Raw genomic sequence first — 16,145 nt, 5'->3', positions numbered from 1 at the left:
CGCGCCGGGCGTGGCTCTCCTATCGCGGGGTGCGGATGCCGTCGCGGCCCTTGGTGGTCTGACCGGTCGGCTGCACGCGGATCGGACCGGTGACGCTGAATTCGTCCTCCCAGCACTCGATGCCGGCCACGTCGGGCAGAAGCGCACGGGTGAACACGGGATCCCGGCCCGCGCGTCGCTGGCTGCTGTAGTCCTTGAGTAGCCGGAACGCGATGCCGGAGAGCAGCCCGATGGCGATGAGGTTGGTGAGTGCCATGAGCCCCATCACGCCGTCTGCGAAGTTCCAGATCAGGTCGGCGCCGGCCACCGATCCCACGAGCACGGCCCCCACGACGAGTACCCGGTACGCGGTGAGGACTCCGCGACGCTTGGTGATGAACTGGATGTTCGACTGGCCGTAGTAGTAGTTGCCCAGGATCGAGGAGAACGCCAGCAGGAAGATGATCACGCTCAGCGCGATGTTCGACCACGCGCCCAGGGTGTCCACCAGAGCGCCCTGCGTCAGCCCGATCCCGCGTTCTGCTCCCGCCAGGTCGGGCACGGAAACCAGGATGATGAAGGCCGTGATGGAGCACACCAGGAAGGTGTCGAAGTAGACCCCGAGGGTCTGCACGAGTCCCTGCTTGACCGGATGCGTGACCGCGGCGCTGGCCGCCGCGTTCGGTGCCGACCCCAGACCGGCCTCATTGGAGAACATGCCGCGCTTGACGCCGGTGAGAATGATGTACCCGAACGCGGCACCGATGACCTCGTTGAACCCCCACGCTGATGTGAAGATCTCGGCGAAGACCGGGCCGATCCGGTCAAGGTGCAGGGCAACCACCACGAGTCCGAGCAGGAGGTAGGCCAGCGCCATGATGGGCACGAGAACCTGGGTGACGTGCGCGATACGGCGCACGCCGCCGAAGACGACGAGGCCGGTCAGCACCGCGATGCCCCCGCCGATGGCCCACGGCAGCCACGGGACATCCCCGCCGATGCTCGCGGTCACCGTTGCCGAGATCGTGTTGGCCTGCAACGAGCTGAACGCGAACGGGAAGCAGATGATGAGGATGACGGCGAACCACACGCCCAACCAGCGAGCCTTGAGTCCACGCTCCATGTAATACGCGGGACCGCCGCGAAAACCCTCGGAGTCCCGCACCTTGAAGAGCTGCGCCAGCGAGGATTCGATGAAGCTCGACGCTCCACCGACGAACGCCATCATCCACATCCAGAACACCGCTCCCGGTCCGCCGACCGCGATCGCCGTGCCTACCCCGGCGATATTGCCCACTCCCACGCGGGACGCCGCCGAGATCGTGAACGCCTGGAAGGCCGAGATCGACTGCGGCTCCCCCGATTCAGTCTGGGGCGTCTTGTTGGTCAGTGTGCGGAACATCTCCGGGATCAGGCGCAGCTGCACCACACCGGAGCGCACTGTGAAGTAGATCCCCAGACCCACCACGACAGGCAACACGATCCACGTCCACAGATTGTCACCCCAGGTCAGCAACCACTCGTTCACAGAATCCATCCCGCAAGTATGCCGAACACGGTCTCGCAAACGAAAAACCGCGACCTCCCCGCCGCCTTAGTAGGCGGTGTCGCGCCACTCCCGGATGGCCGTGACGACCAGCCCGAGGTCGGATTCGAGGAGGAAGTGACCGCCGTCAACGAGCTCGATACGCGCCGTCGACGAATCGTGTCGGAACGCCTGAGCACCTGCCGGGGCGAAGATTTCGTCGTTCCGGCCCCAGATCGCGAGCACCGGCACCCGCGAGGATCGCAGCCACTGATGCACCGCCGGATACAGCTCACGGTTGCTGGCGTAATCGCGGAACAGGTCGAGTTGAATACGGTCCTGGCCGGGACGGCTCAACAGGGCGAGGTCATGCTCCCAGGCATCCGGGTCGATGGTCGTCGGGTCGGGCACGCCGTGGGTGTACTGCCATTCGACCGCCGTGCGGCTCAGGGCGGGGCGGAGAGCATCGCGCGTCTCGTTCGTTCGCTCGGCGGCGTCGGCCCAGATCGCATCCCAGAAGCTGGGCACGAAGCCTTCTTCATAAACGTTGCCGTTCTGGGAGATCACGCCGGTGACAGCAGTGGGATCCGCGAGGGCCAGGCGCCAGCCGATGGGGGCGCCGTAGTCCTGCACGTAGATCGTGTACCGGGTCACACCGATGGTCTCGAGAAAACGTCCCGTCACCTGTGCGAGGGCCGCGAAGGAGTACTCGAACTTGTCCGCAGACGGAGCGGACGACCGCCCGAAGCCGATGTGGTCGGGCGCGATGACACGGTAGCGATCAGCCAACGCCGGAATGAGATGGCGGAACATATGAGAACTGGACGGGTACCCGTGCAGGAGTAGCAGAACGGGTGCGTCAACCGGCCCGGCCTCTCGGTAGAACACGTCAAGCCCGTCGACAGAGACGGTGTGATGATGGACGACCACCATGGCTAACCCCTTAAGTTCGTTTTACTGGTTAGTTGACGGTAGCATGGATGTGACAGCGCCGGACGGTGCGGAGAGCAGGAACTGATGGAGCGGGACGAGGAGCTGTTACTGGCCGTACTGAACAGCGCGCCCGTGCTCGGCGGCCGCGTGAGCGACCATATCGACGGGCCATCGGGGCGAGAGCTCGCGCAGAGCTGGGGCGGAACGGGCACCGCGGACGAGTCGGACAGGCTCCGCCGAGCTCGCGACGTTCTGCACTCCGTCATCCGCGGACCAGAGTCACCGGCCATCGACGCGCTCGCGGGCCTGGTCGACGCCGTCGTGCGCACGCCCCGAGTGACCCCAGACGGCGTGGTCTGGGACCTTCAGGCTCCCGACGACGACCGTCTCGCGGTGGACGTCGTGCTGGCGTGGTCGAGTGTCGTCGCGGCCTTCCCCGGGCGGCTCCGCGCCTGTGCGAACGACGAGTGCAATCTCTTCCTCGTTGATCACAGTCGTCCCGGCACCGCGAAGTGGTGCTCGATGGCCACGTGCGGCAACCGCATGAAGGCGCGCGCACACGCAGACCGTTCCAGCAGCTGACCTACCCCACCCCCAGAGCCACCTCAAGCGGCCCGCGGGTGAAGTAGTGAAGCCACACAGTGCTGGCCCCGCATCGCGGCAGCCATCGGCCCATCCTCACGCACACGCGCGTGACGGAGCGACAGGAGCGCCCAGACCCTAGTCGCTCCCCCACATCCGACGACAACGGGTTAGCTGACCGCCACCGCCGTCGGTCCGTCGGCGCGCGGCAGCAGTCGCGGGAGCACGTCGGAGAGCGTCACGATCCCACGGAAGCGCCCGTCGTCGACTACCACGACAAGCTGCTGGCTCGTCGCGCGCATCTGCGCGAGAACCTCGTAGACCGCGGTCTCCCCCGGCAGGGCCAACGCCGCCCGCACAAACTGTGAGGCAGGGGCGTCGAGCGGGTCGAGCAGAGTGTCTCGAACATGGATGACATCGGGAATGCCCGCCGCAAGGTCGCCGACGAGGATCCGCATGTGTCCGGATCGAGCGGCCGCCCGCTGCACATCCGCCACGGTCGCGTCCCGGGGTACGACGGTGGGGTTGGTCTTGTTCTTGACGAGTTCGTCGAGCCGGAGGGTCTCCAGCTCAATCGCGCCCTCGAGCTGGTTTTGGAAGGAGCTGTCGAGCGTACCGGCGCGAGCGGAGAGCTCGACGAGATGGCGGATCGTCTCCGCGTTGTGGCCACCGACGGCGGCGCTCTCCACAGGCACGACACCGGATGCGGCCACCAGCTTGTTGGCGATGCTGTTGACCCATGTGAGGATCGGCCGGAACGGCCAGACGAAGATGCGGGACGGGATTCCGATCACCCGCGCCGCGGTCTCGGGATGGGCAATGGCCCAGGACTTCGGCGCCATCTCGCCCACCACCAGGTGCAGGAAAGTGACGATGAGCAGCGACAGCGCAAAGGCGAGTACACCGGCGGCCCACTCCGGCATCCCCCAGGCCGAGAAGATCGGGCCGAGCCAGTAATCCAGGGCGGGCTTGGTGATGGCGCCGAGCGCGAAGGTGCACGCGGTGATGCCCAGTTGGGCGCCGGCGAGCATGAGGGTGAGTTCGTTCACGCCCCGGAGCGCGGCTCGGGCGGAGCGACTGGTTGCCGCGGTGGCCTCGAGGCGGTGTCGGCGGGCGCCCAGGAGTGCGAATTCGATGATCACGAAGAACGCGCTGAGCGCGATCAGGAGCACGGTGACGACCGCGACGACAAGTGCCTCGTTCATCGGTCAGCCTCCGTGGCGTCGTCAGCACCCGGTTCGGGACTCGTGTCGTCGCCCAGGGTCTGAATCAGGGTCACTCGCACGTCGTGTGGAACGTGGCGTTCGACGGTGAGGATCTCGATCTGCAGCCACCGATGTACCTCGTCGTCACGCACAAGGTCGGCGGGGTCGTCGGGCAGTGCCACGTGGATGATCTCACCGGCGGCGGGAAGGCCCCCGCGTTCGGAGATGATGAGTCCGGCGACGGTCTGAAAGTCCCCATCGGGCAACTCATACCCGATGGCGCGGTGCATCTCGTCGACGTGGACGTCACCGCTCATGACCCAGACCGCGTCGCCGTCGGAATCAACCGAGGGGGCGGACGTCTCGTCGTGCTCATCGGTGATCTCGCCGACGATCTCTTCCGCGAGATCTTCGAGCGTGAGCACTCCGGCGAAGCCGCCGTATTCGTCGATCACACAGGCCAGTTCGTTGCGGGCACGGGTGATCTCGGCCAGCGCATCGGGCAGTTTGGTCAGCGTGGACAGCACGACCGCTGGCTGCATGAGGTGCGTCACCGGTGCATCCGCGGGGAGGGTGGAACCGAGCACATCGGCCAGTTGCACGACTCCCAGCGGCTGGCTCTCGTCGTCCACGACGGGGTAGCGGGTGTGGGCGTGGGCCATCAGCTGGCGCACCTCACCGACGGTGGTGTCGGGGCGAACCGTGGCGACGAGGGAGCGGGGAATCATCGCGTGCTCCACGTCTTGCTCGGGGAACTCGAGGATGCGGTCGAGCATGAGGGACAGCTCGGCGGGCAGGTCGCCGCTGTCGCGGGAGTCCGCGACGATGCGCTCGAGGTCTTGGGCGGTGGCGCTGGAGTCGACGTCGTGCACGGGTTCGATGCGCAGCAGCCGCAGTAGGGAGTTGGCGGCGAAGTCGAAGACGGCGATGAGCCATCCGAAGACCGCGAGGTAGACGGTGGTCGACCGAGCCAGGCCGCGTGCGAGCGGTTCGGGGTTCGCTATGGCCAGGTTCTTGGGGTAGAGCTCACCGAAGATCATCTGCACAACCGTGGCCAGCACCAGGGCGATCACGGTGCCCAGGGTGACGCTGAACGCCACCGACACGCCCACCCCGCCCAGCAGGGCACCGACAGACTCGCCGATGAGGGGCTGCGCGACGAAGCCGACGAGCAGTCCGGTGACCGTGATCCCCAGCTGGGCCCCGGAAAGCATGAAGGATGTGCGTTTGGTGACAGCGAGTGCACGCACCGCCGCGGCATCTCCCGCCGCGGCGCGCGCGCCGAGCCGGTTGCGGTCCACCGACATGTAGGCGAACTCCTGCGCGACAAAGTAGCCGTTGGCCGCGATGATCACCAGGGTGATCACGATGCCGAGAAGCAACAGAAGCAGGGTGTCGATCACGACCACGTCACCTCGTCACGGGGCGAGTCGGCACGGTGCAAGTGAAACTCACGCGTGTGTAGGGACGTCGTGCATGGCCGGTCAATGGCCCAGGGGGCCATGGCTGGTGAGCCCACAGTTGCGGTCAACGCCTTTCGAGGTGTGTCGAAATGAGAATAGTTCCGATTTTAGTGACCGATCCCTGTGTTGGGGCAGGGTATTTGCCGCCCGAGGTCCCGCTTAGCTGAGTTGCGCCGTCGTCACACAGGTCGGGTCCTCCGCGCGAGTGCCCAGAGGCAACTCGACGGAGCGCTCACCATCATCGATGATCACGGTGATGTCCAGCCCCGTCGGCAGCGTCACGTCGAAGAACCCATTCTCGAACGTGGTGATGTCACTGTCGACGAGCACCTGGGCGTTCGCGTCATCGGTGATTGTGACGTGGAGGTCTGTGTTGCCGAGCTCGCCGACGCAGGTAGTGAGCGAGTGGTAGAAGCACTCGTGCGTATCGGTCAGGTACGGCGCGATGGACAGGCGAAACTCGTCCTCGGGCAAAGGCAGGCTCACTTCGCCGTCCCCGCTGGAGAGCAGGAGCTCGTCGACGCGCACGGAGGCCATCAGGCCGTCCGGGCGCTCAGCGAGGGGCTGCGCCTGCAGTTGATCGATGAGCTCGGTGGCGGAGGCGGGAGCCTGGATGTCGTAGCTCGCGAGAAGCGCATCGGCTTCAGCGCCGAGGCCGGCGGATGCGCCGGTGCCGACCGAGGCGTCGTCCGCCCCGCCGGTGGCGGTGCAGGCGGTGAGGGACAGGAGCAGAGTCAGCGCGGCAAGGCTTGCCGCGCTCTTGGATAGGCGCATTCCTCTAGCGTGGGCGCAACTGCGCGGCGGCCGTAGTGACTAAAGACCTGGCGCCGTGGACTCCCAGCTTCGGCCGGCCGTATCTCACAATCGCGTCCCCGTCGGCTCATTCGGCAGCTCGGTCAGCGGTGCGTCGAATACACCCAGGGGGTATCGGGGTTTTCCGAGTAGTGTGCCAATCAGGGAGGTGACTGACGTGAGATCACCGGAGAATCTGTGGGTATCCCCGCTGCGGCCGACGGCCTGGCGCTCCTGCGCAACCACGTTTGTCCTCGCCGTCGCCATTATCGGCGGGCTGCTCGCGATGCACACCCTCAGCGCTGATCACGGCATGGACTCCCCGGTGAACAGCATGAGCCACAACGGCCACCCGTCTGACGCCGGTGCCGTGGTTGCCGTCGCAGGAGACGGCGACGCGGTAACGCACTCCTCGTCAGCGTCCATGACAATGCTCGCGTGCATCCTGGCCCTCTTGAGCATCACAGCGTTCCTGGCTGCGGCCGCTCCCGCCGGCGGCCGTCCGTTCGCTGCCCCGGCCTCCCATACCGTCGTGAGATCCAATTCGCCCGGCTGGTCCTTCTCGTTACCCCCTCCCTCCCTCGCCCTCTTGTCGATCAGCCGAGTCTGATGTGTCTGTGCAGTTCTCCATGCACCTCACTCGGACCGCACTACTCAGCTGATCGAAAGAGAAGAACAATGACTACTCGCACCATCGCCCTGGCAACCGCCGCGGCCATCGCCGCCGCCCTGCTGGCCGGCTGCACCACCACACCCTCGGGTATGCCCGGCACCGGCATGGGGCCAAACGTCTCGTCCAGCCCTGAGGCCTCGCCGTCGCCGTCATCCGACGCCCATAACAACGCTGACCTCATGTTCACGATGATGATGATTCCCCATCACGAGCAGGCCGTAGAGATGGCGGACATGATCATCGGCAAGACCGGCATCGACCCGAAGATCACCGCACTCGCTCAGAAGATCAAGGATGCCCAACAGCCCGAGATCACCCAGATGGAGGGCTGGCTGGACACCTGGGGCGTCGGAGACGCGAACGACATGATGGATGACATGGACCACGGAACCGGCATGATGTCCGACGGCGACATGTCCGAGCTCGAGTCGGCCGCCGGCGATGGCGCGGGCCGCGTCTTCCTGAACCAGATGATCGAACATCACGAAGGCGCTATCGACATGGCCACCGACGAGGTCGAGGACGGCCAAAATCCCGACACGGTAGCCCTGGCCAACAACATCACCACAAGCCAGACCGCCGAGATAGCGGTCATGAAAGGCCTGCTCAGCGCCGGCTAAACCCTCGTTGAACGCGTTTCTCGTGCCGGCACGCGTCGATGCGCCCGTGTGCGAGCGCGCCTGGCAGGTTGACGCGTGTGTCGGTGGAGGCTGCCCGAGTGACACGCTCGACGGCCGCTGCGGCGTCAACGTGGCGAGTCGAGTACAGGAGAGAGAAAATGAATGACCCACCAGGCGAGGTCGAGTAGACGTGAACGCACTGGATTCCCCAGACCTCATGCATATCACTGCGGAACCGTGCGGGCCGTAGACTGCCACCCACCATGACGAGTAGCGACGAGCACGGTCAGTACGTCCCGATCCAACGAGAATCGGTCGATATCGAGCCCGCTCATCGACGGCCGTTCGACATTTCCAGCCTCTCAGTGACCGGCCTCGTCATCATGTGCGAACTCGATGATCCGTCTCCAGAAAACTCCGGGCCGTCCCTGAGCATGAAGATCACCCAGTATTTGCGCCTATCCGACGAGTCGATGATTCGTCTCGACATGGATCGCGGAGTGTCCTCGTCCAAGTTCGGACACCACGGGGCTGTCTCCTGGAAGCGCGCCTCGGCCGACGTGATCTCAGAAGTTCTCACGCTAGTGCAAGCGGATGCGGCTACACCTGGCTCCTTTCCATGGCACGCCTACGCCAACGCCGCACGCCTGAGGGGCATCGCGGTTGAGGCCGAGGCACTGCGCGATCTTCCGCACACGGTGCTGGTATCGGATCAGCTCGCCACCATCTACGAATTCTGATCGACGAGTGGGGCTGCACCTCAGCTCGTACCTTTGCCGACGCTGGCCAGAACCCCAACCTCGGGCAACCCGCCATCTAAGCTTGGTCTTCTGCCCACGGAAGGAATCTCAATGAGCATGGAAGGCGCGGCCTGGAGCTCGCTGTACAAGATCTCGAGCGCCAGGGACGGCAAGCACGGCTTCTCCCGTGAGTCCGTTCGGCGGATCCTGACGTTCGCGGTGCCCTACCGGTCCAAGCTGTTGATCTTCATCACCCTCTCCACCGTGGGAGCCTTCCTCGCGGTCGCGACGCCGGTGCTCGCCGGCCAGGTGGTCGACGTCATCGTCGCCCAGGGCGCGGTCAGCACGATCGTGTGGCTCGCCGTTGTCATTGCCCTCGTGGCCGTGGCCGACGCCGGCGTGTCCCTTGTGACGCGCTGGTACTCGGCGCGGATCGGCGAAGGCGTGATCCTCGATCTCCGCACCGCCGTCTTCAACCACGTACAGAAGATGCCGATCGCGTTCTTCACCCGCACGCGCACGGGCGCCCTCGTGAGCCGCCTCAACAACGATGTGATCGGCGCTCAGCAGGCCTTCAGCGGCACGCTGTCCGGCGTGGTCACGAACCTTGTGGCGCTGATCCTCACCCTGATCGTCATGCTCAGCACGTCCTGGCTCGTGACGGTTCTGGCCGTGATCATGCTCCCCATCTTCCTGATCCCCGCGCGCCGCATGGGCAGTCGCCTCGCTGCGCTCCGCCGCGAGGCAGCCGACCACAACTCCACCATGAGCACGCAGATGACCGAGCGCTTCTCGGCGCCCGGCGCCACGCTCGTCAAGCTGTTCGGCCGGCCCGACGAGGAGGCCGAGGAGTTCCGCGTCCGCGCCGCCCGCGTGCGCGACATCGGGGTGCGCACCGCGATGCTGCAGTTCGTTTTCTTCACCGCACTGATGCTCGTCTCCGCTCTCGCCCTCGCGCTCGTGTACGGGCTCGGCGGCTCCCTCGCCCTCGCCGGCCAGCTGAACACCGGTGACGTGGTCACCCTCGCGCTCCTCCTCACCCGCCTTTACGCGCCGCTGACCAGCCTCGCAAACGCCCGGGTGGAGATCATGAGCGCGGTGGTCAGCTTCGAGCGCGTCTTCGAAGTGCTGGACCTCGACCCGCTCATTAAGGAAAAGCCCGACGCCGTCGCCGTGCCCGCCGGCCAGGTATCCGTCGAGTTCGACAACGTCCGCTTCGCCTACCCTTCCGCCGACAAGGTGTCCCTCGCCTCGCTCGAAGAGGTTGCCACGCTCGACACCCGCGGCGGCGAGGAGGTGCTGCACGGCGTGTCCTTCCGGATCGAGCCCGGGCAGACCGTTGCCCTCGTCGGTTCGTCCGGTGCCGGCAAGTCCACGATTGCGCAGCTCCTCTCCCGCCTGTACGACGTCGACAGCGGTGCCGTGCGCCTCGCGGGCACGGATGTCCGCGACGTCACCTTCGCCTCCATGCGGCACAGCCTGGGCATGGTGACGCAGGACGGCCACCTGTTCCACGAGACCATCCTCTCCAACCTCCGCCTCGCCAGGCCGGAGGCCACCGACGACGAGGTGTGGGACGCCGTGCGCCGCGCCCGGCTCGAGCCGCTCATCCGATCCCTGCCCGACCAGCTGGACACCATGGTAGGAGAGCGTGGCTACCGACTCTCCGGGGGTGAACGCCAGCGGATGACCATCGCCAGGCTCCTGCTCGCCCAGCCGCGCGTCGTCATCCTCGACGAGGCCACGGCGGCGCTGGACTCCACGTCGGAGGCCGCCGTGCAGGCGGCGCTCAGCGAGGCGCTCGAGGGACGCACGGCCATGGTGATCGCACACCGCCTCTCCACCATCCGCAGCGCGGACCTGATCCTCGTGGTTGAGGACGGCTCGATCGTGGAGCGCGGCACGCACGAGGAACTGCTGGCTAGGGGTGGGCGGTACGAGGAATTGCACCGGACCCAGTTCGCCGTGCAGAAGAATGTTGCGGCGGATGAGGAAGCGCTGAGCGGCATCTAGTCGCTGAACCCGGTACCCCGCCGAGGATCCTGAACGCCTCCCCAACGCCGGCCTCCTGGCATCGGGAACATTTTCGACGCCGGGCCCGTTGTCACGAGCATGACAACTATCGGAATCATCGGTGCAGGAAACATTGGCAGCCAGGTCGCCCGCAAGGCGATCGAGAGCGGCTACGACGTCGTGATCAGCAATTCCCGTGGCCCCGAGACGCTCGCGGACCTCGTCGCCGAGCTCGGCCCGAAGGCGACCGCCGGAACCGCAGCGGAGGCGGCAAAGGCTGCCGACGTCGCGGTCGTGACCGTGCCGCTCAAGGCCTATGCGGACGTGCCCGTCCAGCCGCTCGCCGGAAAGATCGTCATCGACACCAACAACTACTACTTTGAGCGCGACGGCCACATCGAGGCCCTCGACAACGGTGAAGCGACCGTTACCGGCATGCTGCAGGAGCACCTGCCGACTTCACGCGTAGCGAAGGGCTTCAACCACATCACGGCCGCCGACATCACTGCTGACTCGCACCCCGCCGGTGACCCGGCACGGCGTGCGCTGGCTACATCGTCCGACTTTGCGGATGCCTCCGACTTCGTCACGAAGCTGTACGACGAATTCGGATTCGACACCGTGAACATCGGTCCGCTCGCCGAGAGCTGGCGCGTCGAGCGCGACCGCCCAGCCTACGGCGCGCGACAGAACATCGCTGAGCTTGAGGCCAACCTGGCCAAGGCACCGCGCACCATCTGATCCAGACCTGCGGCGCGGAACCGAGGACGTCCTCGGTTCCGCGCCGTTTGTGTGCCTGGGTCTATTGTGCGAGGCGGAGGAGACGAGCTCGGCGCCCTGCCCGAGGGACCCGGACAGACATCTCATCACGTTTCGTGTCTCACCCCTCGACATGGGGTCCTTAGAAGTGGACCCACATGGAGACATCCAATGCCCAATTGGCCTGCACCCAAGTCATCCACTTGCGTAATTTGAACCTGCGACCCCCTGAAGGTTCTGGCCTTAATTTGGACGTTACCGAATGCCTCCGAAAACCCTCGGATTCCCTTGTGTTTACAGGGAACCGAGCGATTCGCTGCCTCCGATTGTAGCCCATCGTTTTGGGTCAAATAGAGATGAATTAGATGGGAAAAAGATGGACTTTGGAGGCCGCTTCGAGCGGTCCCACGACCCATCTCAACCTCTCCCCCATGTGCCGCCGAGCGTGACCGAACATGGCCGGTGATGACGATCGACCGTGCGCTTGGTCCGCGGTCTGGTTCGCATCACGACGGCGCTATACGCTGAGCGCTATTTAGTACGTCGATCTGAAACGAGTCCGTCAACCACTTGAGAACGGTCCGTCCAACGCGGGCGCAAATCAAAGGAGGGCAACGAGATGAGACCGCTCCGGTACTCGATCAACGTCACGCTCGACGGCTGCTGCCACCACGAGGCTGGACTCCCCCCGGACAAGGAGTCGATGCGCTACTGGACCGCCCAACTGGAGCGAGCCGATGCCCTGCTCTTCGGCCGGGTGACCTACGAGATGATGGCGTCGGCGTGGCAGAAGCCGGCCACGGGCACGTGGCCGGACTGGATGGTGGAATGGCAGCTCCCGTTTGCCGAGACCATCGACCGGGCGAAGAAGTACGTCGTGTCCAGCACACTGAGCGAGGTCGATTGGAATGCCGAGCTGGTGCAAGGCGACCTGGCGCAAGCGGTTCAGCTGCTCAAGCAGGAGCCAGGCGATGGCATATGGGTTGGTGGCGTGACGCTCCCCCTTGACTTGGCAAATCTGGGGTTGATCGACGAGTACGAGTTCCTTGTGCAACCGGTTCTAGCCGGACACGGGCCGACGCTGCTTGCCGGACTGCGTGAGCACATCCAACTCGAACTCGTGGACCGCCACGAGTTTCAGTCAGGGGCAGTCGCTGTGCGATTCCGGCCCACGCGACTGACTGCTTGATGAGCTTTGTCCTGGCACTTGGCCCCGCTTGGCGGGTTCAACCCATGACACCACGTGCCGATACTAATGATTATGTCAACAATTAGCCGGTATCTTCGTGTTGGGTGCGAACACGCCGGTTCGGTTGACCTCCCCCACACGGCGTTACGAACGCTCCAGCACTCAACGGAACGTGACCGGAAAAGGTCACGCCCCGTCGGGTACGCTCAGCAGCTCAACTAACCCGCGAACACCGACCGTAGCCGCTGCCACGCGGACGCACGCGCGTAGACGGGGATCTCGTCGATCGGCACCTCACGCGACACGAGCTGTCCACCTGCCACCGCAGCACCTGTCCACACGTCGACCCAGTCTCCGGCAGGCAGATACGTGTCCCATGACTCAGCGCCCGAGGAAGTGACTGGCGCCACCAGCAGGTCGTCGCCGAGTAACCATTGCAGCGGGTGAGCCCAGACCTGCTCGTCTGTCGGGTACTCGAAGTACAGCGGACGCATCAGCGGCGCCCCGCTTGCCACGGATACAGCAGCCTGCTCCGCCAGATACGGCACGAGCCGCTCCCGGACATGAGCGAGCTTGCGGAATGCGGGTATCACCCGGTCATCATTGTTCCGCGAAGCGATGTTCCAAGGAGTGCGCTGACCCGACGGAAGCCGGTGGTTGTTGAACTCTGCGTGGTACTGCATGATTGGCACAAACGCAGCTGCAGCAGCCGATCGCAGGTAAAGTTCGCCGTCCGGCACCTCGCCTGAGAAGCCGCCGAAGTCCCAGCCCCAATAAACGATGCCACTGGATGACGCGGACAGTCCCGCGTACAACGACCACCGGAACGCATCCCACGTGGAGTTCTCGTCGCCAGCCCAGAATGCGCCGTGCGCCTGGCTGCCGACGAACCCGGCGCGGCTAAATGTCACGGGCGCTTTGCCCGCCGACTCCAGCAGGTCACCGTAGGCCTTCGCGTAGTGCACCGGGAACAACCCGTTGCCTTCGTCACCCTTTAGGCCGTTCAGGTACCGGAGGTCTCGACCCCATGCGTGCTCGCCCCCGTCGGTCTTGAAACCGTCGACACCCATTTCTTCGACGAGGTAGCGTCGCTTCTCGGTCCACCACGCAGCGGCACGCTCGTCGGTGAGGTCGGGCATGAGCCCCAGAGGGAACCACCACCCACGGTTTCGGTACGGCCGCTCGGTGCCGTCGGCCGCGACCTCTTTCACGAGCACGCCCTCGCGGAGTGCGGCTTCAACGTCGGCTTTCAACTGCCCGTTCGGGTGCGGCCGCATCTTCAACAGCGGGATCTGCCACAGGTGCGTGCGGATGTCGCGGGCATGCAGTTCATCGATCATGCCCTTCGGGTCCGGCCACGCACCCTCGGCGGGGAACGTGAAGTCGCCGAGCGAGTGCGCGGCCCCATCAGAGTTGATCTCGTACTGCGAGTCGCGCCATGCGGTGAAGGTGCTTTCGTCACTCCACGCCTCGATTACGACCGATCCGACCGGGATGTCGTGTTCTGTGTGCAGGTCCATCTGCTTCATGACCTCGGCCTGCGTGTTCCACTCGTTGGCGCTCGCCCATAGCCTGAATACCCAGCTCGGCAGTTCCCGCGGACGCCCCACCTCGGTGAGGAACGCGTCGAGCACCTGCGTGGGTGATCCGATATAAGTTGCCACCTCCAAGAGAGTTTCAACCGATTCGGCAGACGACGCAGAGTCCACCTCCGCTTCAACCCAGATTCTGTCATCCACCGATTCCCCGAGATCAAACCACACGCGCCGCGACGTGCGCACGTGGAAACCCCAGCCCTCCCCGCCGACGACGTGCGCGAAGGGCATAGGCAGGTAGGTCTTGCGTTCGGCGCCTTGGCTCTTGTACTGCTCGAAGACGACCGAGTCCAGGCTCGATCCGCGGTGGTCGAGCGCGTCGTATCGCTCGCCAAAACCGGTCAGGTGCTCGCCCGCCTGCAGCCTCAATGCGAATCGAACGCGAGAGATCCGTTGTCCGTCGTCCAGAACCGAGACAGATCCGCAGACGACGCGATCCCCAACCACGGCCGCATCGACATCTCGCCACTGCGCCACCCGGAATTCGAACCATCGCGTCGACTGCGGCTGTATGCCGGTTGCTGTGAAGCGGTAACGGTACGTTGTTCCCGCCACGAGCGAAGTTCCTTCGCCGCCGGACGAGTCCCCGAGGGTGATCTGCCAGCCGCCGGACGACCGTGCCAAGCGCGCCTGCGCTGATGCGAGGTGTCCGCCGTCGACGGCCTGCCCGCGCGACTGTCGCACGGTCGGTGCTAGCGGAACCGACGTCACCGGTCCTCCATTCACCGATATCTCTGCGGTCACGCCGGTGACCTCACCGCTCGAGCGCACACCGAGCACCACGGGCTCGCCAGCTATCGGGTCGATCGGCGAGCGTTGCTCGGTGTCGACGGAGTAGGGGTGGCCGGAGCCGAACGGGCGGTGCCGGATCATGCTTGCACTTCCAAAATCTCGAGTTCGACGGCCAGACGAATGTACATTGCGTGGCTCCACAGCAGCGGCTGCGCGACGCTTCCCCAGCGCTCGACCCACTCTTGGGTCATGGTCGGGTCCAGCAGATGCCCACCGACCTGTTCGGGTAAGGCGCCTTCGGCCGAAGCTGTGCTCGCGGCCCAATTGAGTAGGTCGAGCGCGCGGTGGCGGTCGCCGGCTGCAGCGTAGGCCAGGCCAAGGAAGCAGCTGAGCAACGGCCATTGCCCTCCCCCGAAGAAGGTGTCAGCGAGGTAGCGGTGGGTGCCACCGTCGATCGTTAACTGTGCGGCGATGGCGTCGACGGTGCGGGATCCGATGAGTCCGGACGCCGCGAACACCCCTAGTGGAGCGATGGTGGCCGCAAGGCTCGCATCCACTTCGGATGACCCCAGCCACTTGGCCAGGTGCCCCTCGGTGATTCCACGCTGCTCGATGGTCGCAATGATCTCGTCGAGCGCTGACCGCATCGGAGCCATCCGCGACTCGTCGCACACCCCCGCATCCGCTATCGCACGCAGCCCCGCTGCTATGCACCCGAGCGTCGACACGTGCACTTGCTCGGAGTGTTCTTCCCACCAGTCGAAGCACGGTCGTTGCCACGAGCTCAGCAGATAGTCGACGGACAGACGGATGCTGCCGCTCCAGCGCTCCAAGTTGAGACCATGACGGGAGGCGTGTTCAGCGACGGCCCACAACCAGGTTCCGTACCCGTCGAGCTGGAAGTCCCACCACTCGTCGGTGCCTTCCTCACCGCCGAAGGTAAACCGGGTGGCGAGCATCTCGCCGTCCGGCACGGGTTCGCCCGCGTCAGCACGGGCGACGATGCGCTCGATCTGCTCCTCACGGGCGATCAGGATCTGGGAACACCAGTCGAAGAAGCGTGAGGCTGACTCGATCTCGCCGGCCGCCGACATCCCGTCGGCGATGAAGGCGCCGTCACGGAACCAGGAGTATCCGGCGTAGGCCGAGAAGGAGGGACTCGCCGGGTAGGCGCCCGAGGAGTCCTGCAGCTGCAGGATCAGCTTTACGCTCGAGCGCGCGAGCGTGCGCAACGCGGCCTGTTCGGCGTGCACGGGCACGCTGGTGGTCTCGGTCATAGGAGTCTCTCCTGGTAGTGAGGGCGGTTACAAAGAACAAGTCATGGATGGGGTCCCGGAACCGGACG

14 protein-coding genes are annotated in these 16,145 nt (G+C 65.3%); 7 read left to right on the top strand and 7 right to left on the bottom strand.

What is annotated here, in order from left to right:
• Nucleotides 1-19: 19 nt before the first annotated feature.
• Nucleotides 20-1,516 carry a sodium:alanine symporter family protein gene (locus KY500_RS04405; RefSeq protein ID WP_219902492.1) on the bottom strand — a complete coding sequence of 499 codons (1,497 nt, stop codon included), beginning with the start codon at nucleotides 1,514-1,516 and terminating at the stop codon, nucleotides 20-22.
• Between the two features lie 57 nt (nucleotides 1,517-1,573).
• Entirely contained in the window at nucleotides 1,574-2,437 is an 864-nt protein-coding gene (locus tag KY500_RS04400; RefSeq protein ID WP_219902491.1) for an alpha/beta fold hydrolase, read from the bottom strand.
• Between the two features lie 84 nt (nucleotides 2,438-2,521).
• On the opposite strand from KY500_RS04400, the gene KY500_RS04395 reads away from it, so the two are divergent.
• Nucleotides 2,522-3,019 carry a CGNR zinc finger domain-containing protein gene (locus KY500_RS04395; RefSeq protein ID WP_219902490.1) on the top strand — a complete coding sequence of 166 codons (498 nt, stop codon included), beginning with the start codon at nucleotides 2,522-2,524 and terminating at the stop codon, nucleotides 3,017-3,019.
• A 170-nt stretch (nucleotides 3,020-3,189) separates the two neighbouring features.
• Here the strand turns inward: KY500_RS04395 and KY500_RS04390 are convergent, their stop codons facing one another.
• From KY500_RS04390 to KY500_RS04380, 3 genes are all read right to left on the bottom strand, one after another.
• A complete protein-coding gene (locus KY500_RS04390) occupies nucleotides 3,190-4,224 on the bottom strand; it encodes a CNNM domain-containing protein (RefSeq protein ID WP_219902489.1) in 1,035 nt (344 codons plus the stop codon).
• Entirely contained in the window at nucleotides 4,221-5,627 is a 1,407-nt protein-coding gene (locus KY500_RS04385; protein WP_219902488.1) for a hemolysin family protein, read from the bottom strand. The genes KY500_RS04390 and KY500_RS04385 overlap by 4 nt, the downstream gene beginning before the upstream one ends.
• A 219-nt stretch (nucleotides 5,628-5,846) precedes the next feature.
• Nucleotides 5,847-6,461, bottom strand: a complete 615-nt coding sequence (locus KY500_RS04380; protein ID WP_219902487.1) for a CueP family metal-binding protein — start codon at nucleotides 6,459-6,461, stop codon at nucleotides 5,847-5,849.
• A gap of 196 nt (nucleotides 6,462-6,657) precedes the next feature.
• Between KY500_RS04380 and KY500_RS04375 the strand changes: the two genes are divergently transcribed.
• The 6 genes from KY500_RS04375 (at nucleotide 6,658) to KY500_RS04350 (ending at nucleotide 12,473) form a co-directional block, all read left to right on the top strand.
• Entirely contained in the window at nucleotides 6,658-7,089 is a 432-nt protein-coding gene (locus tag KY500_RS04375) for a DUF6153 family protein (protein ID WP_219902486.1), read from the top strand.
• Between the two features lie 68 nt (nucleotides 7,090-7,157).
• On the top strand, nucleotides 7,158-7,772 hold the full coding sequence (locus tag KY500_RS04370; RefSeq protein WP_219902485.1) for a DUF305 domain-containing protein: 615 nt from the start codon (nucleotides 7,158-7,160) through the stop codon (nucleotides 7,770-7,772).
• Nucleotides 7,773-8,035: 263 nt separating this feature from the next.
• Complete coding sequence (locus tag KY500_RS04365; protein WP_219902484.1) at nucleotides 8,036-8,512, top strand: hypothetical protein; 477 nt, start codon at nucleotides 8,036-8,038, stop codon at nucleotides 8,510-8,512.
• A gap of 111 nt (nucleotides 8,513-8,623) precedes the next feature.
• Nucleotides 8,624-10,525, top strand: coding sequence for an ABC transporter ATP-binding protein (locus KY500_RS04360; RefSeq protein WP_219902483.1), 1,902 nt, complete (start codon nucleotides 8,624-8,626; stop codon nucleotides 10,523-10,525).
• Nucleotides 10,526-10,624: 99 nt separating this feature from the next.
• A complete protein-coding gene (locus KY500_RS04355) occupies nucleotides 10,625-11,266 on the top strand; it encodes an NADPH-dependent F420 reductase (RefSeq protein ID WP_219902482.1) in 642 nt (213 codons plus the stop codon).
• 637 nt (nucleotides 11,267-11,903) lie between these two features.
• Entirely contained in the window at nucleotides 11,904-12,473 is a 570-nt protein-coding gene (locus KY500_RS04350; RefSeq protein WP_219902481.1) for a dihydrofolate reductase family protein, read from the top strand.
• Between the two features lie 218 nt (nucleotides 12,474-12,691).
• Here KY500_RS04350 and KY500_RS04345 read toward each other — a convergent pair whose 3' ends face one another.
• Nucleotides 12,692-14,941 carry a TIM-barrel domain-containing protein gene (locus tag KY500_RS04345; protein ID WP_219902480.1) on the bottom strand — a complete coding sequence of 750 codons (2,250 nt, stop codon included), beginning with the start codon at nucleotides 14,939-14,941 and terminating at the stop codon, nucleotides 12,692-12,694.
• Complete coding sequence (locus tag KY500_RS04340) at nucleotides 14,938-16,077, bottom strand: glycoside hydrolase family 15 protein (RefSeq protein ID WP_219902479.1); 1,140 nt, start codon at nucleotides 16,075-16,077, stop codon at nucleotides 14,938-14,940. Before KY500_RS04340 ends, KY500_RS04345 begins: the two co-directional genes overlap by 4 nt.
• Nucleotides 16,078-16,145 lie beyond the last annotated feature (68 nt).

This window comes from Cryobacterium sp. PAMC25264, from assembly GCF_019443325.1.
Classification (GTDB): domain Bacteria; phylum Actinomycetota; class Actinomycetes; order Actinomycetales; family Microbacteriaceae; genus Cryobacterium.
This window is presented reverse-complemented; position numbering and strand designations above follow the sequence as displayed.

Coding starts and splice junctions, on each gene's coding strand:
- KY500_RS04350 (WP_219902481.1), top strand. CDS start 11,904: ATGAGACCGCTCCGGTACTCGATCAACGTCACGCTCGACGGCTGCTGC.
- KY500_RS04395 (WP_219902490.1), top strand. CDS start 2,522: ATGGAGCGGGACGAGGAGCTGTTACTGGCCGTACTGAACAGCGCGCCC.
- KY500_RS04355 (WP_219902482.1), top strand. CDS start 10,625: ATGACAACTATCGGAATCATCGGTGCAGGAAACATTGGCAGCCAGGTC.
- KY500_RS04370 (WP_219902485.1), top strand. CDS start 7,158: ATGACTACTCGCACCATCGCCCTGGCAACCGCCGCGGCCATCGCCGCC.
- KY500_RS04345 (WP_219902480.1), bottom strand. CDS start 14,941: ATGATCCGGCACCGCCCGTTCGGCTCCGGCCACCCCTACTCCGTCGAC.
- KY500_RS04405 (WP_219902492.1), bottom strand. CDS start 1,516: ATGGATTCTGTGAACGAGTGGTTGCTGACCTGGGGTGACAATCTGTGG.
- KY500_RS04360 (WP_219902483.1), top strand. CDS start 8,624: ATGAGCATGGAAGGCGCGGCCTGGAGCTCGCTGTACAAGATCTCGAGC.
- KY500_RS04340 (WP_219902479.1), bottom strand. CDS start 16,077: ATGACCGAGACCACCAGCGTGCCCGTGCACGCCGAACAGGCCGCGTTG.
- KY500_RS04390 (WP_219902489.1), bottom strand. CDS start 4,224: ATGAACGAGGCACTTGTCGTCGCGGTCGTCACCGTGCTCCTGATCGCG.
- KY500_RS04400 (WP_219902491.1), bottom strand. CDS start 2,437: ATGGTGGTCGTCCATCATCACACCGTCTCTGTCGACGGGCTTGACGTG.
- KY500_RS04365 (WP_219902484.1), top strand. CDS start 8,036: ATGACGAGTAGCGACGAGCACGGTCAGTACGTCCCGATCCAACGAGAA.
- KY500_RS04380 (WP_219902487.1), bottom strand. CDS start 6,461: ATGCGCCTATCCAAGAGCGCGGCAAGCCTTGCCGCGCTGACTCTGCTC.